This window comes from Pseudoalteromonas 'SMAR', assembly GCF_048515945.1.
Lineage (GTDB): Bacteria > Pseudomonadota > Gammaproteobacteria > Enterobacterales > Alteromonadaceae > Pseudoalteromonas.
Genome location: NZ_JBLWMW010000012.1, coordinates 37,532 through 58,621 on the forward strand (window position 1 = coordinate 37,532; position 21,090 = coordinate 58,621).

16 protein-coding genes are annotated in these 21,090 nt (G+C 45.2%); 5 read left to right on the plus strand and 11 right to left on the minus strand.

Going from position 1 to position 21,090, the window contains the following annotated elements; genetic code table 11:
• Window positions 1-2: 2 nt before the first annotated feature.
• A complete protein-coding gene (locus tag ACNKW2_RS07315) occupies window positions 3-833 on the plus strand; it encodes a CvfB family protein (protein ID WP_419147967.1) in 831 nt (276 codons plus the stop codon).
• A gap of 77 nt (window positions 834-910) precedes the next feature.
• On the opposite strand, the gene ACNKW2_RS07320 is transcribed toward ACNKW2_RS07315, so the two are convergent.
• Window positions 911-1,795 (minus strand): patatin-like phospholipase family protein, encoded by an 885-nt coding sequence (locus tag ACNKW2_RS07320; protein WP_419147968.1) that lies wholly within the window; start codon window positions 1,793-1,795, stop codon window positions 911-913.
• Window positions 1,796-2,102: 307 nt separating this feature from the next.
• Between ACNKW2_RS07320 and ACNKW2_RS07325 the strand changes: the two genes are divergently transcribed.
• A complete protein-coding gene (locus tag ACNKW2_RS07325) occupies window positions 2,103-3,374 on the plus strand; it encodes a hypothetical protein (protein WP_419147969.1) in 1,272 nt (423 codons plus the stop codon).
• A 58-nt stretch (window positions 3,375-3,432) separates the two neighbouring features.
• On the opposite strand, the gene ACNKW2_RS07330 is transcribed toward ACNKW2_RS07325, so the two are convergent.
• From ACNKW2_RS07330 to gyrA, 10 genes are all read right to left on the minus strand, one after another.
• The gene (locus ACNKW2_RS07330) at window positions 3,433-6,144 is read right to left on the minus strand and encodes a DUF5666 domain-containing protein (RefSeq protein ID WP_419147970.1); all 2,712 of its coding nucleotides are present in this window, start codon (window positions 6,142-6,144) and stop codon (window positions 3,433-3,435) included.
• A 227-nt stretch (window positions 6,145-6,371) separates the two neighbouring features.
• On the minus strand, window positions 6,372-7,082 hold the full coding sequence (gene pyrF, locus ACNKW2_RS07335) for an orotidine-5'-phosphate decarboxylase (protein ID WP_419147971.1): 711 nt from the start codon (window positions 7,080-7,082) through the stop codon (window positions 6,372-6,374).
• A 28-nt stretch (window positions 7,083-7,110) separates the two neighbouring features.
• A complete protein-coding gene (locus ACNKW2_RS07340; protein ID WP_419147972.1) occupies window positions 7,111-8,247 on the minus strand; it encodes a lipopolysaccharide assembly protein LapB in 1,137 nt (378 codons plus the stop codon).
• A 2-nt stretch (window positions 8,248-8,249) separates the two neighbouring features.
• Window positions 8,250-8,513 carry a LapA family protein gene (locus ACNKW2_RS07345; RefSeq protein ID WP_336566378.1) on the minus strand — a complete coding sequence of 88 codons (264 nt, stop codon included), beginning with the start codon at window positions 8,511-8,513 and terminating at the stop codon, window positions 8,250-8,252.
• 17 nt (window positions 8,514-8,530) lie between these two features.
• Window positions 8,531-8,821, minus strand: a complete 291-nt coding sequence (ihfB, locus tag ACNKW2_RS07350) for an integration host factor subunit beta (RefSeq protein WP_336566379.1) — start codon at window positions 8,819-8,821, stop codon at window positions 8,531-8,533.
• 61 nt (window positions 8,822-8,882) lie between these two features.
• Entirely contained in the window at window positions 8,883-10,550 is a 1,668-nt protein-coding gene (gene rpsA / locus ACNKW2_RS07355) for a 30S ribosomal protein S1 (protein ID WP_419147973.1), read from the minus strand.
• A 98-nt stretch (window positions 10,551-10,648) separates the two neighbouring features.
• Window positions 10,649-11,365 (minus strand): (d)CMP kinase, encoded by a 717-nt coding sequence (cmk, locus tag ACNKW2_RS07360; protein ID WP_336566381.1) that lies wholly within the window; start codon window positions 11,363-11,365, stop codon window positions 10,649-10,651.
• 212 nt (window positions 11,366-11,577) lie between these two features.
• Window positions 11,578-12,858: a 3-phosphoshikimate 1-carboxyvinyltransferase gene (gene aroA, locus ACNKW2_RS07365; RefSeq protein WP_419147974.1), complete on the minus strand. Its 1,281-nt coding sequence runs from the start codon at window positions 12,856-12,858 to the stop codon at window positions 11,578-11,580.
• Window positions 12,858-13,940: a 3-phosphoserine/phosphohydroxythreonine transaminase gene (gene serC / locus ACNKW2_RS07370; RefSeq protein WP_336566384.1), complete on the minus strand. Its 1,083-nt coding sequence runs from the start codon at window positions 13,938-13,940 to the stop codon at window positions 12,858-12,860. Before serC ends, aroA begins: the two co-directional genes overlap by 1 nt.
• Window positions 13,941-14,144: 204 nt before the next feature.
• Window positions 14,145-16,817: a DNA topoisomerase (ATP-hydrolyzing) subunit A gene (gene gyrA / locus ACNKW2_RS07375; RefSeq protein WP_419147975.1), complete on the minus strand. Its 2,673-nt coding sequence runs from the start codon at window positions 16,815-16,817 to the stop codon at window positions 14,145-14,147.
• Window positions 16,818-17,080: 263 nt separating this feature from the next.
• Here gyrA and ubiG point away from each other — a divergent pair, with 263 nt between their 5' ends.
• The 3 genes from ubiG (at window position 17,081) to nrdA (ending at window position 21,078) form a co-directional block, all read left to right on the plus strand.
• The gene (gene ubiG, locus ACNKW2_RS07380) at window positions 17,081-17,791 is read left to right on the plus strand and encodes a bifunctional 2-polyprenyl-6-hydroxyphenol methylase/3-demethylubiquinol 3-O-methyltransferase UbiG (RefSeq protein WP_419147976.1); all 711 of its coding nucleotides are present in this window, start codon (window positions 17,081-17,083) and stop codon (window positions 17,789-17,791) included.
• Window positions 17,788-18,435 carry an HAD family hydrolase gene (locus tag ACNKW2_RS07385; RefSeq protein WP_419147977.1) on the plus strand — a complete coding sequence of 216 codons (648 nt, stop codon included), beginning with the start codon at window positions 17,788-17,790 and terminating at the stop codon, window positions 18,433-18,435. The genes ubiG and ACNKW2_RS07385 overlap by 4 nt, the downstream gene beginning before the upstream one ends.
• A gap of 357 nt (window positions 18,436-18,792) precedes the next feature.
• Window positions 18,793-21,078, plus strand: a complete 2,286-nt coding sequence (gene nrdA / locus ACNKW2_RS07390) for a class 1a ribonucleoside-diphosphate reductase subunit alpha (protein WP_419147978.1) — start codon at window positions 18,793-18,795, stop codon at window positions 21,076-21,078.
• The last annotated feature ends 12 nt before the right edge of the window (window positions 21,079-21,090 follow it).

A 21,090-nucleotide genomic window follows, 5' to 3' on the forward strand; every position in this document is an offset into this window, starting at 1 on the left:
TCATGTTAGGCGAAATTAAACTGCTCACCATCGAAGAACTTAGCGCTGAAGGTGCTTATTTAAATGGCGGTGAGCTTGGTGACGTATTTTTACCTCGCACAGAGGTCCCAACCCACTGTGAGGAAGGCGATTCCGTTGAGGTATTCATCTATCTCGACAACCTTGGCCATGCCACTGCCACCACCAAAAAGCCACTGGCGCAAGTAGGTGAATTTGCCTTGCTGCGGGTGAAAGAAATTAACAAAGTGGGCGCGTTTATGGATTTGGGCATTGAAAAAGACGTGTTAGCGCCTTTCAATGAACAAAAACCAAAAATGCGCGATGGCTATAGCTATTTGGTACGCCTTTACCTTGATAAAGCAAGTCAGCGTATTTGTGCTTCCAGTGCGTTAGGGAAATTTTTAAATAAATCGACCCCAACATACGGCAAGTTTGAGGAAGTGGACCTCATTGTCGCCGCCAAGACCGATTTAGGCTATAAAGTTATCGTCAATGAAGCGCATTTTGGTTTGGTGTTTTTCAATGATGTGTTTAAACGCATGTACATTGGTCAACGCATGAAAGGCTTTGTCAAAACCATCCACGATGAAGACAAAATAGACATAGTGCTAGAAAAGCCTGGGATCGGAAAAGTAAAGGATTTAGGTGAAACCATTTATGCCAAACTAGAAGAAAGTGGTGGTTATCTACCACTTGGGGATAAGTCAGATCCAGAGGCGATTAAGCGCATGTTCTCGACCTCAAAAGCCAACTTTAAAAAGGCCATCGGCGGCCTATTTAAACAAGGCAAAATCGATATTGAAGCCACTTCAATATCAATCCGCAAGCAATAGCGTTAAGCTCTGGGCATTGCAGCTTTGATAGTAGCTGCAATGCTTTGTAGTATGAATCTTTTACTATTGTCTTGCTGCTAAACTGCGGCATCCACTTCGACTGTTTTGCGCCATTTATCTACCGCGTCTAGCCCCAGTTCAAAACCCAATTGATAATCTGACTTTAGAGTCTCAGGGCTAGAGCCTAGGATCATGGATTCCAATGGCCGAGTTGGCGCAATTTGTATCACGTTAACCCCCTCAGGTGGCGCATTCATAAACTCTACGGCATCAGCATAGCGGCTCTGATAGTGTTGATACATTTCAAACATTCGCGGTGATTGCTTTACTTTGCGCATAATGGGTTTTAACCGTTCAAGTACTGGCATCTTGCCATCATCATGGGCTTCGATGGTACGAATCACCCAGATATCTTTTGCTCCTTTACTGTGTGCCCAGCGTACAGGGAGTGGATCGGCAACGCCACCGTCCATCATGCCATGTCCTTGTACTTTAACCGCGGGCCGGTATAAAAACGGAATAGCACTGGAAGCCTTTAAATGATTGAGCATGTTGTCATGCCAAGTATGCAAGTAGTGAGGCTCAAGCGATTCATGATGGCTGGCAACCGCATAAAAATTACTGTCTGGGGTAAGGTTATTAGGCTCGGTTGGGAAGCGAACCTTACCATTGTGTTCAACCTGGTGAAAATACCAGTCTAAGTCAATCACATTGCCACCAGTGAAAAAACGCGCGGGGCGAAAGAATTGCTGCTCAGTAGTCAAGGACTCAATGGCCGTTTGGGCATATTGTCTGGCTCTGGCGCAATAGGCTGCTAGGTTCTGTGCCCCTGCTGACACGCCTACCTTTAAATCAAATGGGGTGAATTTTTTTTCTAAAAAGGCATCTAAAACGCCGGCAGTGAAGATCCCTTTTTGCCCTCCTCCTTCGGCAATGATGGCAGAACGTATTTTATTCGTCATAAGGTTACTCTTCTCTTGTGAATTATTTTTGAGAAGTGACACAACTCACCAAAAGCCTAGTTATAACAATGCTACGCTTTGGTCAACTGTGTAATACTCTTTGTCTTTATTATAGCTGAGGGCGCTGCGTTCGAGTTTCAAGTCCACAATTACTGTTAAAATAATAGTAATACAGCTAACACAAGTTACTGCAACTATTGTAAATTTTGTGTATTTAAAACACCCAGTGTAATTACATGTAATTTACATATTTGCAATTTAAAACTAACCTTTTGTTGCTTTTTTAACTCAAGTAAGGATAGGTAATATGTACCTTAGTGACCCAAAGCAACATAAAGCGTTAAAACCACGCCACTGCATACCCTGTTGGGTGAAACTCACCGCTGCATTAGTGTTCGGTGGTTTGTCGGCTACGGTGACTGCTGCAGACTATCAACTCACGACTCCTGCAAACGATGATGGCCAAGGAAACTTAATTTTCTTAGACCGCCATTACCTGGATTGTGGCAGTGATGGCTTGAGCGCACTGGCACTGTATCGACCATCGGCAACACAAATAGCCTATAATTATCAATGTACAGAACTGTCAGGTTTTACCAATGAAGTGCACTACACACCCCAAAACGACGATGGTGGTGGCAATGTAGTTTACTTAGACCGACATACCATTAACTGCGAAGGCAAGCCGCTGCAATTTATCCACCTCGAGCGCCCTACTAGCGACAGCATCCGTTATCATTACAAATGCGGAGATAAGAAACTCCTCGGCCTCACGGATTACTTTACTAACGCAGACGAAGATGGCGGTGGTAATGCCGTTTATCTTGACAGACAAGCGGTAGCTTGCCCGCAGGGTGAAGTCCTTAGCTATTTGCGACTCGAGCGTCCAACCAGTAATACCATGCGTTATCACTTTAAATGTGGAGAATACGACCCCAGTGCTACGTATGGTTTTACTAATGACTTTGCAGCGGATAATTGGTCGGTTACTGGGGTTGCCAACTCAACCATGACGACCAGTGCTTTGGTTGCTTCCGTTGCCAGTGGTGGCGGTGGCGTCACTGCAAGTATCACTATACCAACAGACGGTAAGATTTTCTTTGATTGGGATATGCAATTGTTTACCGCAGGACAATACGGCGACGTTATTCGCTATAAAGTAAATGGTACGGCTTATGACCTTTCAACCTCTGGAAGTGCTCAAGGAGCTATAACCTCCCTTGCCGTCAGTGGCGGTGATTTATTGCAATTTGAAACCTGGGGCACCACGCAATCGTCAAGCTATATTGCAACGTTCGACCAATTTATATTCGTGGCTGATAAGATTGCACCACAATGTGCGTTTGCAGGTGATAACCAAGGACGAAACGACCCTGGTTTTAGTGGCCAGACATTTGTCTATCAAAATAGCAGTTATGGCACTAACCGCTTCATGTGGGATGGCATTAATAAAGGTGAAGTCACTATTGGCAATAACAGCGTGACCGATAGTAATGGCAATGTCTTCACCCTGGGTGCTTTAGTATCACAGCCATATCCCGATGTTTGGTACTATGAAATCTGTGTCAACATGCCATAGTTAAACTTTTTCCTGTAACCACTAGGGCCTCTGTGCGAGGCCCTAAATAAAAGCGCTGCTAATCTTCAAATTCAATCTCAATGGCAACTAGCTTATCACCCAACGGCCTTGCTTTTACTTCAACCTCTACACCATTGGCGAGTGATTGTCGTTGACCGTGTTTAAATACCGTGTTTTCAGTAATAAACACTTTAGCTCCTTTGATAGTAAAGTGGTCATCGTTATAGTCACTTACTAGTCCTTCTAGCTCGAGTAATGCATCCTCTTGCAGCTCAATTTTTTCAGCTTGAATGATCCGAACGCCCTCTTCAATGACCACCACTCCTTCGACTTCTACGTTGGTACCAACGACAATATCAGTCCAAGAACCATTTTTTATTTCGCTTTGCTCGGTTAAACGAACCCTTGTGTCCAACACTTTTATTTCTGTGTTGGATAGAATTTCTGTGACTGGTCCTTCTATTTCCACGTAGCGGACCGCTTCAAATTCGAGTTTATTGGCCATCAGAAGTTGATCTTGCAAATAACCTTCAACTTCGACTTCTACACCATTGGCAAGCTTGGCAGAATTACCGTTTTTAAATTCCGTTTGCGCATTGAGTTGCACCGTTTGCTCATCGATAACGAAGCGAAACGCTTCATCGGCTAACGACTCAAGTTCACGGATAGTACCTTCAATCTCAAGCTCTGCAATGTCATCACGTTCGACATCGAGTTTTTCGGCGATGAGGATATTATTGTCATCAAGATAGCCCTCTACCTCAACACTAACACCAACGGCTAGATCCGATGCCGTACCATGTTGATACTCAGTTTCGTCATTTGCAGCAACGGCCTGATCCGCGACCACAAAGTCGCTAATAGAATTAAACTGAGAAATGACCCCTTTGACCTCAAGCTCCAGCTTATCTTCGCCGTCGATTTCCACTGCAAGCGCTAATATTGAACCATCAGCTCGTTGCACAGCCTCTACTTCAAGTGTGTCTCCAACGCTAATTTCCCCGTCTTCAAACTCGGTATCTTGGTTGTAAAACACGATTTTATTGGCAAGAGTAAAATGACCATCAATAGGATTCAGTGCAGAAACAACACCATTGAGTTCAAACTCGCGATTATCGAGATCCTCGTCATCGCGCTCAACTTCTACTGCAATAGCAAGTAAAGTTTGGTCTTGCTCTACGTACTCAACTTCGACTTCATCGCCAACCTTAACCTGCTGTAAAAAGGTTTCTAAATCGACTTCATCCTCTAGTTCGAGCTCCGTCGCGCCATTAAGCACAACGGTCTGATTGGCAATCGTTAAGGTTTTTTCAGTCTCATCAATGGCGGCTATGCGCCCTTCTAACTCATATTGGCGCTGAGTTTGTTGCCCAGCTACCGCCAGTCTTTCCAGATCACGAACGATATAGCTATTTTCAAATTGAAAAGCCTCAACTTTAATGACATCACCGCTGTTGAGGTTATCTAGCCGGAGTTGTTGATTGTCTGCTGATGAGTCGTCTTCATACTGTGTGAACTCATCAACCATGTACGTCACGCCATGGAGCATAAACGTGTTTTCTTCTGGATTGGTGGTCTGCACTTTACCCGCAACTTTTATTTCTGAGCGTTTGTCAAAGCGGATATGCTGTGCCTGTAAACCATTGTCTGTATTGACCGCGAGAATATAGACCCGACTATTAATACTGAGATCGCCGCGATCCCCTTTAATAAACTGGGTACTTTGTGCAAGTGTAATAACTTTATCGTTCACTGTGACAGTATTGTCATCCAGCGCCGCCACTAGGCCCTCGATTTTAACTAAACTGCCAATAGCACTGTCGCTAGCGCTTTTAACTTCGACTTTATCGGCAAGTAGTACACCTGCAATGGGCGCATTGGATGCTTCGATTTCCACAATCGTCCCGTCACTGAGTGTTCCTTCAACTTCTTCTGCTTGGCTATAGTCAATGACGAGCTCCCCGACATTAAAGCGTTGCTCGAGTTCGTCAAGTTCACTGATTATCCCTTCTAACTCCAGCTCATCCCCTTGCTCTGCTAACTCAATGCGAGTTGCAATATAGCCCTCTGCTGCTTGTCGAATGGCACTGAGCTCAACATAATCACCTACCGATAAATCGGTAAAGTCTTGTGCTAATTTCGTTTTATCGTCAACGCGATAACTTTGTCCTAACACTCTAAAACTGAGCTGAGCATAGTCAATGGCGCTGATCACCCCTTTGGCAGTGGCGTCATAAACAATGGAGTCGACCACTGCAAATTGACCGTCTGCCCCTTGCTTGCCTTTCAGGTTCACTTTCATGCCTACTTTCAAGCCAGCTTGCTGCTGTGAAGTGGTTTCATATCTCACTCCATTGACAAAAACGCTGCCAAAGCCAGTAACAACCCCCTCACTGTCAACATCAGCGCGGTACGTAACCGTAACACGCTCTTGACCATTATCACTCAGGTTAATTGCGATAGACTCTTGATCTGGTTGATATATGGCTTGATTGACCGCAACTGGGGTTGCTGAAAGCTGGTAACTGCCTGTGGCTAATGCATTTAAACTTGCACTACCATCAAGCGCTTGGCTATAGTTTGCAGGCCCGGTGATCATCACATCAGCACTTGCATCTTCTGGAAGTCCTTGTACCGTCAATTCGAGTGTTGCTGTGTTGGAATTATCGCCTGGGTTGGTGCTATCAGAATCGTCGCTACTGCCGCCGCCACAGGCAACTAATAAACCCGTTGTGGCAAACACAGGGGCTAAAAGCCATTGTTTATTCATATCTAACTCCATTAAAGCTAAAGGAAATAGCTTAGCGTTCTAAAGTAATTAAAGCTGCTTTAGGTTGACTCACTTAACCAACCGAGCAAGCAGGTTTTATCGATACTTTAGAATGTAGTGCTACAAAAATGAATAAGCGCTTAGTATGGAAGATTAACGTTTCCCAGTTTAGGGAAACCAAGAGAGCAGGTAAAATAAAGGCCGCATAAGCGGCCTAAACAATGAATTTATATTGCTGTGATAGTTTGATTGATCTGTTTTAGAGTAGCCGCAGGATCCTCAGCTTGGGTAATTGGCCGGCCTATAACAAGGTAGTCACTGCCAGCTTTTATGGCTTTTTCTGGCGTCATTATGCGCTTTTGGTCGCCGGCATCGCTCCCAGCCGGACGAATACCAGGAGTGACGAGCTTAAACTCTGAGCCTAACTGAGATTTTAGCAATTCGGCCTCTTGAGCAGAACACACGACGCCGTCAAGACCTGACTCTTGCGCTAACTTAGCTAAATATAACACCTGCTCTTGCGGTGTTTTTTCAATCCCTAGCTTCAGCAACTGTCCTTGATCCATGCTGGTCAGTACCGTGACCGCAATAAGTAATGGCGCTTTGTCACCATAAGGTGCCAATGCGGCTTTGGCTTTCGCCATCATTTCGTGGCCACCACTGGCATGCACATTCACCATCCAAACGCCAAGTTCAGCGGCGGCTGTCACCGCTTTGGCGACGGTGTTTGGGATATCGTGAAATTTTAAATCTAAAAATACATCAAAGCCCTGGTCGACCAACTTTTTTACAAACTGTGGGCCAAAGTAGGTGAACATTTCTTTTCCTACTTTTAATCGGCATTCATCAGGAGAGAGCTGAGAAACAAATGATAACGCGGCTGCTTCATTGTCATAGTCCAGCGCTATCAATACCTTTTTTAAATCTTGTGTCGACATAGTAACCCTATTTGGCCAAATCAATAACTTAAAAACCGTCTAATCCACGGCTTGGAGCCAGTGACTCCCAGTGCTTACAAGAAGGGCATAACCAATACATAGTGTGGCTAGTAAAACCACAGTGGTTACATTGATAGTTAGGTTTAGTGGCGATATAAGACGTCACTAATTTATCTATCTCTTGTAAAACGTGTTCTATTTTAGCATTTTTACCGCTAATAAGTTGCAGTAAATAACTAAAGCCTCTAATTGATGGCTCGCGTTTTAAACTATCAGTTAGAAACTCTATGGCTTGCTCAATATGACCTTGCTTAACCAAACCTTGGCAGTGTTTTATTCGGATCAACACGCCGCCTCGCTCTAAAAGCTCGGCTATCAACTCATAAAATTGCTCATGGATATTTAACTGCACATAACAGTACTCAAGATCTTCTAATACCAATGGCGCCATATGAACAAACTGACTGACAAGCTTGCGCCAATAGTAAATGCACTTAACGTAATCGTCCTGCTTAAACGCATCTTGGCCCATTTCGTACAATGGCCTTACCGTTTCATGGGCGAGCGCCGTGGCTTTATCGAATAAACTTGGGTTTGCCTCTTGATTGCCCGCTTCGCAATAAAAGTTGGCGATGGTGGCACAATGAGATGACTTTTTAAACAGAGCAGGATGGGCTTCAAACATGTGAACGCCTTTGCGCCAGTCTCGAGTTTGCGAATAGAGGTTTAAAATGGGGTCCAGTGCTTCTTCAAAGCCGGCTTTGACCAAGATCACGAGATGCTCTTCTGCACTGTCCAATAAGCCTGCTAAAATATAGTCTTGTGCTAATTCTAAGCGACACGACTTAACCACTTCGGCATCTAAGTTAGGCTGTTTCAGTAGCAGTTCATGGATTTTGATTGCCCTATCGAGCTCTCCGCGTTTTCTGAACAAAGACGCTAGCGTGAGATAATGGTCGACTGAGTCAGCAGACACTTCTAAGAGTTTAATGAGGTGTTCAAGCCCTTGATCTTCTTCTCTGTCTAAGAGGAATTTCAAGCCTTTACTGTATTCTGAGGTGATTTTTCTGTTTTGTTCCAGCGCTTGGTTCTTTGCGCTATTTTTTCCCATTACGTAACCATAGGCGGCGGCTACAGGTAAGAGTAAGAACAGCAGCTCGATCATAACTAGCGTTCGGCTGCTTGGCTAAGCTTGCTATTATTTTTTTTCAGGCGATGATTTTGCCATTTTAGCCGAGAAAACACCGAGGCTGTCACAAGTAGGCCAACAACCAGCCCTAGTGCAAAACAAATACTCATTAAGGTTGCAAGCGGCAGTTCAGTACTGGCAATAACAAAACTAACATCAACAAGTTGTGGATTTTGTGTGCCAACTAAAAATGCTATTAATACCGCGACAATAGCCAATCCCTTTTTTAATACTGCAACCAAGTTTTGCTCCGTTAGTTCTATTTATTTAGGCTTTCGTTAACTCTGTCGCGCAGTTCTTTACCCGGCTTGAAGTGAGGAACATACTTGCCGTCAAGTTCGACCGTTTCACCTGTTTTTGGGTTGCGACCAGTACGCGGTGAACGATAATGTAGCGAGAAACTACCAAAACCACGGATCTCAATGCGTTCCGAGTCTGATAATGAGCCAGCCATTTGTTCAAGGATTTCTTTTACTGCATTTTCTACATCTTTTACCGGGACATGCGCGTGTTGCAGAGCAAGTTGTTCTATCAATTCAGACTTTGTCATAACGTTTCCTTAAATGTAAAAGGAAGGGCTCAATGCCCTTCCAATTTTAAAGACTGATTAATTAGTCTTTTTGAGCATTTTTGAAAGCTGCAGCCATTGCGTTTTCGAACGCAGGCTCTTCTTTCTTAAGCTTCTCTAGCGCTTCTTTCTCTTCAGCTTCGTAGATTGCTTTAACTGATAGGCTGATAGTACGGTTCTTACGATCAACACCTACAAATTTAGCTTCAATCTCGTCACCTGCAGATACTACTGAAGATGCATCTTCAACACGCTCTTGAGCGATATCAGCTACACGGATGTAACCTTCAACGCCTTCGATAAGCTCAACAGTTGCGCCTTTCGCATCAACTTCAGTCACTTTACCTTTAACAATAGCACCTTTTTTGTTTGCGTCCAGGTAGTTATTGAATGGGTCAGCTTCGATTTGTTTAACGCCTAGAGAGATACGCTCACGCTCTGGGTCAACTTGTAATACGATAGCAGTGATTTCGTCGCCTTTCTTGAATTCACGTACAGCTTCTTCGCCAGGCGTGTTCCAAGAAATGTCTGAAAGGTGTACAAGACCATCAATACCACCGTCAAGACCGATGAAGATACCGAAGTCAGTGATTGATTTGATCTTACCAGTAACTTGGTCGCCTTTGTTTTGTAGACGAGCAAATTCTTGCCATGGGTTAGCAATACATTGCTTAAGACCAAGAGAAATACGACGACGCTCTTCGTCGATTTCAAGAACCATAACTTCAACAGTGTCACCTAGTGAAACAACTTTTGAAGGGTGGATGTTCTTGTTAGTCCAATCCATTTCAGAAACGTGTACTAGACCTTCTACGCCTTCTTCGATTTCAACGAAACAACCGTAGTCAGTAAGGTTAGTTACACGACCAGAAAGCTTAGAACCTTCTGGGTAACGACCAGCGATAGCTGCCCATGGATCTTCGCCAAGCTGTTTAAGGCCTAGAGATACACGAGTCTTTTCTTTGTCGAATTTAAGAACTTTAACTGCGATTTCGTCGCCAACATTAACGATTTCTGAAGGGTGCTTAACACGCTTCCACGCCATGTCTGTGATGTGTAGTAGACCGTCAACACCACCAAGGTCAACGAACGCACCGTAGTCAGTAAGGTTCTTAACGATACCTTTAACTTCTTGACCTTCAACAAGGTTAGCAAGAAGCTCTTCACGCTCTTGTGAGTTCTCTGATTCGATAACTGCACGGCGAGAAACAACAACGTTGTTACGTTTTTGGTCAAGCTTGATTACTTTGAACTCAAGCTCTTTACCTTCAAGGTGAGTTGTGTCACGTACTGGACGAACATCAACAAGTGAACCAGGTAGGAAGGCACGGATTGAATCAACTTCAACAGTGAAACCGCCTTTAACTTTACCGTTGATAACACCAGTAACAGTCTCTTGCTCTTCACATGCTTTCTCAAGACGGATCCAAGCTTCGTGACGCTTCGCTTTCTCACGAGAAAGAATCGTTTCACCGAAACCGTCTTCGATTGCGTCTAGTGCTACGTCTACTTCGTCGCCTACGGCAACTTCTAGTTCACCAGCAGCATTTTTGAATTGCTCTGCAGGGATTGCACTTTCAGACTTAAGGCCAGCATCAACAAGAACAACGTTGTTCTCGATAGCGATTACTGTACCTTTAACGATTGAGCCTTGCTCAACTTCAAAACCCTGTAGGCTTTCTTCAAATAACTGCGCAAAATTTTCTGACATACTAAATACGTCTCTATAAAGTTAAATTTCCAATTAGCAACCATGCTGCATGGGGTTGTTAAAAAAACACTGGCCTCCTGCCTGTGCCATTAAATCATTTATTTTGGTAAACAGCCCTTGGGAAGTTTACCAGCCACAATGGCGTCCTGAATAAAAGACATAACCTGTTCGAACACTTGCGAAGCGTTGAAATCCGTCGTATCTACGACGACTGCATCGCTTGCAGGAACTAATGGGGCAACCTTGCGATTCATATCGCGATCATCGCGAGCTTTAATGTCTTCTAACAGACCACTTAGTGTAACATCATGGCCTTTTTCATTCAACTCAACAAAGCGCCTACGAGCCCGCTCTTCAGCGCTCGCTGTGAGGTATATTTTTAATTCCGCATCCGGAAAGACCACAGTGCCCATATCACGGCCATCGGCAATCAGGCCGTTTTCACTGCGAAACGCTCTTTGTCGTCTTAGTAATGCTTCTCTTACTCGCGGTAAGGCTGCAATTTTCGACGCCGCAGCGCCCACTTCCTCGTTGCGGATGGTGTTAGTAACGTCTTCGCCCTCGAGTACAATTTTGCTCTTTTTAGATTCTTTATCAATGCTAAATTGCACGTCGAGATTCGCGGCTAATGGCACCAAAGCTTCTTCGTTATCGGTGGCTATCTGATGATGTAGCGCCGCCAACGACAATACGCGGTATATTGCGCCACTATCTAATACATCCCAATTTAAAGTTTCAGCTAACAAGCGACAAACAGTTCCTTTGCCTGAACCACTTGGGCCGTCGACGGTGATAACTGGCATAGCTGCCTGCATTTAGACCTCCTAAAAATGCTCACCTGTTTTTGACGGCGCACAGTATACGTTAATTTAATGAATATATCCTTATTTACCTGCGACTTTTTGTTATATGTCAAATTATTACTTAATATTACAGCAACATGGTAGTAAGGTTCTGGCAATGAAAAAGTGCCCAGAATGGCCGGTCAATGCGGTTACAGCGGTGTCATTAGACACCGCTGCAGGGGTTAATATTGGCTGATGCTTTCCAGCACAGTAAAGTAGCTCGGAAAGGTTTTAGCGGTACATTTCGGATCGTTAATGGTGATGGTTTGACCTCCGACGGCCACCATTGAAAAGCACATTGCAATGCGATGGTCATTGTAGGTATCGACGTCGGTAAGATGGAACTGCTTGGGAGGTGCAATTTCAATGTAGTCGTGCCCTTCTACCACCTCTGCCCCCACTTTTTTTAACTCTGTAGCCATTGCACTTAGGCGATCGGTTTCTTTTACTCGCCAGTTGTAAATATTGCGAATAGCGGTTTTCCCCTCTGCAAACAAGGCCACGGTTGCCAGCGTCATTGCCGCATCTGGGATGGCATTGGCATCGATATCAACCCCCTTTAAGTGGCCTTTACGGACCACAATGCGTTCGTCATACCAATCGATCTCGGCACCAACTTGCTCCATCACATTGGCAAAACCAATATCGCCTTGAACGCTTTGTTTGCCCACACCATTGATTTCCACCTCGCCACCGGCGATTGCGGCTGCGGCGATGAAGTAGGAAGCCGATGAAGCGTCACCTTCCACCATAATGCTGCCAGGAGAGCGATAACGCTGCCCTGCTTTTACCACAAACTGTTGATAGTTGTGATTGTCGACGCTAACACCAAAATGGGCCATGACACCGATGGTAATATCAATATAGGGCTTGGAGACCAGCTCACCTTTAATAGTGATCTTAGTATCACCGCTAAAGAGCGGCGCCGCCATGAGCAAAGCGGTTAAGAACTGGCTGGAAATACTACCGTCTATTGTCACCTCTCCCCCAGTTAATAACTGCCCGGTAATATCAAGGGGTGGGTAGTCCTTATGTTTTAAGTAGCGAATATCACTGCCCAGCGCCTGCATGGCATCCACTAAGTGGCCAATAGGACGCTCTTCCATACGGGGCTCACCAATGAGTTGATACTTTCCAGGAATAGCAGCTAACACCGCAGTTAACGGCCGATATGCTGTGCCGGCGTTACCTAAAAACAAGGGCTCGGAGGGCGAGGAAAACGCGCCGCCATTGCCTTTAACATAGGCCACGGTATTATTTTCTTCGAGGCTGACTTCGACGCCAAGCTGAGTCAGGGCGCCAAGCATGTGGCGAATGTCATCGCTGTCTAATAAGTTGGTTACTTTGGTGGTTCCTTGACACAGAGCAGCCAGTAATAAAATGCGATTCGATAAGCTTTTTGAGCCCGGCAAGGTAACACTGCCAGCCACCTTAGTAATGGGGTTAAGCGTAAGCTGTTCCATTAACTGTGCTCCTTGGCAAACTTATCCATGAACTCAACTAAGGCTTTAACCCCGGCAATTGGCATGGCGTTGTAAATGCTAGCACGCATACCACCAACAAAACGGTGCCCTTCAAGGGCAATCAGGCCGTTTTTCTCTGCGGCCGCTAAAAACGTTTGATTTAAGCTCTCGTCTTTGAGCCAAAACGGTACGTTCATCAACGAGCGACAATGTTTAGCCACCTTATTGCTATAAAAATCGGAACTATCGATGTAGTTATATAACACAGCAGCTTTTTCTTTATTATGTGCTTCCATGGCTTTAACACCACCGATACTTTCTAAATGCTTAAACACCTCGTAGGCTAAATACCAGGCAAACGTCGGTGGCGTGTTATACATACTTTGTTGCTGTGCTTCGATGGCGTAATCCAGTATTGCTGGACGCGGTAGGCCCTTTCGCTCTAACAAGGTTTTTCGAACGATGGCAATACTTAACCCCGACGGCCCAATGTTCTTCTGCGCGCCGGCATAAATTAGGTCGAAATCATCAACATTGATCTCTCGCGATAAGATATTGGATGACATGTCGGCCACAATCGGTGCAGAGGGGTGCTTTGGCACCTCAAATATTTCAATGCCATCGATGGTTTCATTGGGACAATAATGAATATAAGAAGCTTGCTCAGGCAATTGCCATTGTGAGACCGGCAAAATATCAAAGGTATTATCCTCGTCGCGACGAATATTGAGCGCTTGCGTTTGTGTAAACTTAGCTCCTTCTTTAGTGGCCCCAGTGGACCAGATACCGTTTTCAATATACACCCCTGGAGCATTGTCTTGGTGCAAGTTTAACGGCACAGCCGAGAAATGACCACGGCCGCCACCGTGCATAAATAACACTTCAAATTCGTCTGATATGTTCATTAAGCGGCGTAAGCTGGCCTCACAGGCTTTTGCCATTTCCAGGTAAGGCTGGGAGCGGTGGCTGACTTCCATCACCGATACCCCTAGACCTTGCCAATCTAAAAACTCTTTTTGCGCTTTTTTCATTACTTCTACCGGCAGCATAGCCGGACCTGCGCAAAAGTTATAAACCGTCATAATTATCCTCATTCCAAAAATAAACGATACCGTGTCAGCCAGTGTGAATGGCATGGCCCAATATCACCGAACATTCGTTAGCGAACCAATTTCAATAGCAAAAAATATATCAGCCTTAGGGCCTGAGTCATAGTAGCAAATCCATGAAAAATGCTGCAGACATAAAAAAAGCGACCGAAGTCGCTTTTTAGCTATTTTTCTGAGTTATTCCTCAGAGCTAGGATCCGCTGTTTCGTCCGCTTCAGGGACATCCACCACTTCTCCCTCAGGAAGGTCTTCTACTTCGATCTCTTCGATGCGTTGCAGCCCGACCACTTTCTCATCTTCCATGGTACGGATAAGAATAACACCTTGGGTATTACGTCCTACCGTAGACACTTCGTTGACTCGAGTTCGAACTAAGGTACCACGGTTTGAGATAAGCATGATTTCGTCATTATTATCCACCTGTACCGCACCGACCACAGAGCCATTACGCTCAGTCACTTTAATTGACACCACACCTTGTGTCGCTCGGCTCTTGGCCGGATACTCTTCTAACGGTGTGCGTTTACCATAGCCATTTTCCGTTACGGTCAGGATCGCGCCATCCCCTTGCGGTACTATTAACGATACTACTTTGACGTCGTCTGGCATCTTGATACCACGTACACCTGTCGCAGTACGGCCCATTGGACGCAATGCTAGCAGTTCTTCACCGGTTTCAGGGTCGCGTTTAACTTCACCGCTTTCAGCGTCGCGTTGTTTCTCATTGAAACGCACTACCTTGCCGTGTTCGGTAAATAGCATGATGTCGTCTTCACCTGTGGTGATGCGAGCACCAATTAGACTATCGCCTTCATTGAGGTTAATTGCGATGATGCCACTCGCACGTTGTCGGCTGTAGGCCGTAAGTGGCGTCTTCTTGACAATACCGCTGGCTGTCGCCATGACAATAAACTTGTCTTCTTCGTATTCACGCACCGGTAAAATCGTGGTGATACGTTCATCGGCTTCCAGTGGTAGTAAGTTAACGATTGGCTTGCCACGAGCAGCGCGTGATGCCAGTGGTAGCTGATACACTTTCAACCAATATAATCGTCCTGCAGTAGAGAAACACAGGATGGTGTCATGGGTGTTAGCCACAAGCAGTCGCTCGATGAAATCTTCATCTTTCATCTTAGTGGCTGAGCGGCCTTTACCACCACGGCGCTGCGCCTCATAGTCACTAAGAGGTTGGTACTTAACATAGCCCTCGTGAGACAATGTCACTACCACATCTTCTTCGTTGATTAGGTCTTCCAGACTAATGTCATGGGCCGCAGCGGTGATTTCTGTACGACGCTCATCGCCATACACTTCTTTAACCAAGGCCAGCTCATCACGGATCACTTCCATCAAACGCTCTGGTGAAGAGAGAATGTAAAGTAGCTCGGCAATCAGCTCTAGTAGTTCTTTATATTCGCCAAGAATTTTCTCATGCTCAAGACCAGTCAGCTTGTGTAGTCTTAAGTCGAGAATGGCTTGGGCTTGTTGCTCAGATAAGTAATACTGACCGTCACGAATACCCAACTCGGCTGCTAACCAATCAGGGCGCGCGATGTTTTCTTCACCAGCGGCTCTGTCTAGCATCGACTTAACGTTACCTAGCTCCCAAGAGCGTGCAGTTAAGGCTGCTTTTGCCTCTGCTGGAGTGGGTGATTTTCGAATAAGTTCGATGATCGGGTCGATGTTCGCCAGCGCGATGGCTAGACCTTCCAGGGTATGCGCTCTATCACGGGCTTTGCGGAGATCAAATACCGTACGGCGTGTTACCACTTCACGGCGGTGCACAATAAACGCTTCGAGCATTTCTTTTAGGTTAAAGCATTTTGGCTGATTATTATCCAACGCCACCATGTTAATACCAAACACCGTTTGCAACTGAGTTTGGGCATACAGGTTATTGAGGATCACTTCACCGACTTCGCCGCGCTTCACTTCAATGACGATACGCATACCGTCTTTGTCAGATTCATCACGCAGAGCACTGATCCCTTCAATCTTTTTATCTTTAACCAGCTCGGCGATTTTTTCGATTAAGCGCGCTTTGTTAACTTGATAAGGGATCTCATTGACCACAATGGTCTCACGGCCGGTTTTGTCGTCTACTTCGATTTCCGCTTTGGCACGGATATACACTTTACCACGACCGGTTTTGTAAGCCTGTTCAATGCCTTTTTTACCACTGATGATAGCAGCGGTTGGGAAGTCCGGACCCGGAATGTAATCAATCAGCTCTTCAATGGTGATGTCAGGGTTTTGGATCACCGCTAAACAGCCATTGACCACCTCGGTTAAGTTATGAGGGGGAATGTTGGTGGCCATACCAACCGCAATACCCGAGGAGCCATTGACCAATAAGTTTGGAATTTTGGTTGGCAACACATCTGGAATTTGTTCTGTGCCGTCGTAGTTTGGCACATAATCAACGGTTTCTTTCTCGAGGTCGGCCAACAGCTCGTGCGCTACTTTAGCCATACGGACTTCGGTATAACGCATTGCCGCTGCTGAGTCACCATCTACGGAACCAAAGTTACCTTGGCCATCGACAAGCATATAACGGAGTGAGAAAGGCTGCGCCATACGTACGATAGTGTCGTATACCGCGCTATCACCGTGTGGGTGATATTTACCGATGACGTCACCTACCACACGAGCAGACTTTTTATACGGTTTATTCCAGTCATTCTTTAGTTCATTCATGGCGAATAACACCCGACGGTGAACCGGTTTTAAACCGTCTCTCACATCAGGTAATGCACGCCCTACGATCACACTCATGGCGTAATCAAGGTATGAATTTTTTAGTTCATCTTCGATATTGACTGGCAGGATTTCATTGGCGAGATCAGACATTTGACTCCACTTTCCTTCAGTGTCCACCCCATTTGTGTCACACTACAGCTGGTGAAAAGCTGCATTCTGAACGTCAAATTGCTGTTTTATTAAAAGCGTCAAAAACACGCTTTAAAAAGTAGCTGAATTGCCTCAGAGTACCGTCAGGGGCTTTGTTTATTATTAAATTCAACAAGCATGCTATCACACTTTTTGCTGTTTTACAGGTGCTATTTTTATCTAATCCCCTTTATAATGCGCTCAATTAAACGAGGAAGTTTTTTATGACCGAACATCAAAATGTAGACCCAACTGAAATCGCGAAATTCGAAGACATCGCTGAGCGCTGGTGGGATAAAGACGGTGAGTTTAAGCCGCTGCACGACATCAATCCTTTACGGTTAGACTTTATTAATGACAAAAGCCAAGGCCTGTTCGACAAGAAAGTACTGGATGTTGGTTGCGGGGGTGGAATTTTAACTGAAAGCATGGCGAAAATGGGCGCGGATGCCACCGGCATCGATATGGGCCAAGAGCCTCTGAATGTTGCTAAGCTGCACGCCCTAGAAGCCAACGTTAAGGTCGCATACCAAAAGGTGCCAGTAGAACAATATGCTGCAGAAAACCCGGCAACCTTTGATGTTGTGACCTGCATGGAAATGCTCGAACACGTGCCCGACCCTGAGTCTATTATCCGCGCTGTGGCGCAATTGGTTAAACCCGGTGGTCAGGTGTTTTTCTCAACCCTAAACAAAACCACTAAAGCCTATTTATTGGCCATTGTTGCGGCCGAAAAAGTAATGAAAATGGTACCAGAAGGCACCCACGAGCACGATAAATTCATTCGCCCTTCCACCTTAATCACTTGGGCTGAACAGTATGGCCTAAAAGTCCGCGCGGCCACGGGGATCAATTATAACCCACTGACTAAAACCTTTAATCTTAGTAAAGACGTGTCGGTGAATTATATTCTTCATTTTGAGAAGCTAGCATGATCAAAGCAGTTCTATTTGATTTAGATGGCACACTGTTAGACACCAGTGATGATCTCGGTGCGGCGTTAAATCATGTCCTCACCAGCAAGCAGCTTCCTAAGGTCAGTAAGAGCGTTTACAGCAGTGCCATTTCCAATGGCGTTGCCGCGCTACTTGAAGTGGGGTTTGGCGATGACTTAGCGCGCTTTGATAAACAGCAATTACGCCAAGCAGTGCTGGATCATTATCAAGATAATCTTGCCGTTCACTCCCATTGTTTTGCTGGAGTCGCCGAGTTATTGAGCAATCTTAAAGCGCGCGGTATCGCCGTTGGCATAATGACCAACAAACCCGAGTTTTTAACATTTCCGTTACTAACACACATAGCAGAGCTCGCGACTATTGAAGCGGTTGTGTGCGGCGATACGCTGAAAGTGGCTAAACCTCACCCAGAGCCTCTTCTGCTGGTGGCCGAGAAGCTTGGGGTTGCAGCTCATGAATGTATTTACGTCGGCGATGCCGAGCGCGACATTATTGCTGCTAAATCTGCAAATATGATCAGTGCCGCGGCAATGTGGGGGTTTATTCCTTCAAAGCAGCAAGCGTTGGCCTGGCAGGCGGATCTTTATCTTACTAACCCAATGGCGCTACTTACGCACATATAGTGGTATAAAAACAATAAATACCCATATATTGTGTTTTTGCTATAATAGATACGAATTTGTGTAGAAAAAAATCAGTTAAAAAATTTTTTATATTTTGCAGAAAATGACGATCTTAGAGTTGATTTTTCTTTGCTAGTAGATAAGCCGATAGTCATAGGTTAGTAGCTCCTAACATTATGAAATTATCCCAAACTTATCCACAATCGCACTGAAGTTGTTCTCTTGCAAATTAACGCTAACCCCACTATCTTGTGATCCCTAGCTACTAGGGCACCATATATAGTGGTGGTTTGCTAATCAATTTACATCGTGCGATACCATAATAAGCGCGTTCCTAAGGAATACAGGCACATACATATGAACCAACAGCTATCTGTATGCAAAAGAAACGGTCGCAAAGAACCGTTAGACCTAGAGAAAATCCATCGTGTCATCACATGGGCGGCAGAAGGACTAGATAACGTTTCTGTGTCTCAGGTCGAATTGAAGTCTCATATCCAGTTCTATGACGGTATTCGTACTGGTGACATTCATGAAACCATCATTAAAGCTGCGGCTGATTTGATTTCTAAAGAGTCACCTGATTACCAATATTTAGCTGCGCGCCTAGCCATTTTCCATTTACGTAAAAAGGCCTATGGCTGCTTCGAGCCGCCACATCTTTACGATCATGTCGTTAAGTTAGTTGAAGACCAGCGCTACGATCAGCATCTACTGGCTGATTATACTCGCGAAGAGTTTGACGAGCTTAACAACTACATTGATCATCAGCGCGATATGAATTTCAGCTATGCTGCGGTTAAACAGCTTGAAGGTAAATACCTTGTGCAAAACCGTGTCACCGGTGAAATCTATGAGAGTGCGCAGTTTTTGTACGTGCTAGTGGCAGCGAGCTTATTTTCAAACTATCCCAAAGAAACGCGTCTTGACTACATCAAGCGTTTCTATGACGCTGTATCGACCTTTAAGATTTCGCTGCCAACACCAATTATGGCTGGCGTGCGTACACCAACCAGACAATTTAGTTCATGTGTACTTATTGAATGTGGCGATAGCCTCGACTCAATCAATGCTACCTCGTCTGCTATTGTCAAATACGTCAGTCAACGCGCAGGTATTGGTATCAATGCTGGTCGTATCCGTGCACTGGGTAGCCCAATTCGCAATGGCGAGGCATACCACACTGGCTGTATTCCTTTTTACAAGCACTTCCAAACAGCAGTGAAAAGCTGCTCTCAAGGCGGTGTGCGCGGTGGTGCTGCAACCCTATTCTACCCATTATGGCACCTTGAAGTTGAAAACCTCTTGGTATTGAAAAATAACCGCGGTGTTGAAGAAAACCGGGTACGTCACTTAGATTATGGCGTGCAATTCAACAAGACCATGTACAGCCGTTTGATTAAAGACGACTACATTACCTTGTTCAGCCCATCGGATGTGCCAGGCCTGTACGACGCGTTCTTTGAAGACCAAGAAAAGTTCGAACAACTTTACGTGCAATACGAGCAAGATGAGTCGATCCGCAAGAAGCGCATCAAAGCCATTGAGCTGTTCTCTATGTTTGCCCAAGAGCGCGCTAGCACGGGTCGTATTTACTTACAAAACGTTGACCACTGCAACACCCATAGTCCGTTTGACTCTAAGGTTGCACCAATTCGTCAGTCGAACTTGTGTTTGGAAATTGCTCTTCCTACTAAGCCGCTTAGTCATGTTAACGACCCTGAGGGTGAGATTGCGCTGTGTACACTGTCAGCCTTTAATTTAGGTGCCATAAAATCGCTTGATGAATTAGAAGAGTTAGCGGAGCTGGCGGTGCGTGCCCTGGATAATTTATTGGATTATCAGGATTACCCAGTGCCTGCAGCCTACAACGCCACCATGGGTCGTAGAACCCTAGGTATTGGTGTTATCAACTATGCCTACTACCTTGCTAAGAATGGCGTTAAGTATTCAGATGGCAGCGCAAACAGCTTAACTCACAAAACTTTTGAAGCGATTCAATACTACTTGATGAAAGCCTCAAACGAGTTGGCAAAAGAACGTGGCGCGTGTCCTAAGTTCAACGAAACCACATACTCGCAAGGCATTATGCCAACTGACACCTACAAGCGTGACTTGGATAAAGCCTGTGATGAGCCTTTGCACCTTGATTGGGATGGCCTCAGAGAAAGCATTAAAGCGCACGGCATGCGTAACTCAACCTTGTCGGCGTTAATGCCTTCGGAGACCTCTTCACAAATCTCTAATGCCACCAATGGGATTGAACCACCACGCGGTCACATTAGTGTTAAAGCCAGTAAAGACGGTATTTTGAAGCAGGTTGTGCCTGAGTACGATCGCCTCAAGGATAACTACGAGCTGTTGTGGGATATTCCATCTAACGATGGCTATCTAACTCTGGTTGGTATTATGCAAAAATTCGTTGACCAAACCATCTCAGCGAACACCAATTATGATCCAACTAAGTTTGAAGGTGGTAAAGTACCTATGAAGCTGTTGCTAAAAGATTTACTGACAGCGTACAAGCTTGGGGTTAAAACCCTTTACTACCATAATACACGCGATGGTGCGTCCGACGCACAAGATGAGCTCAAACCAGAAGTCGAAGACGATGGTTGTGAAGGCGGCGCTTGTAAAATATAACTTTTAATGCGG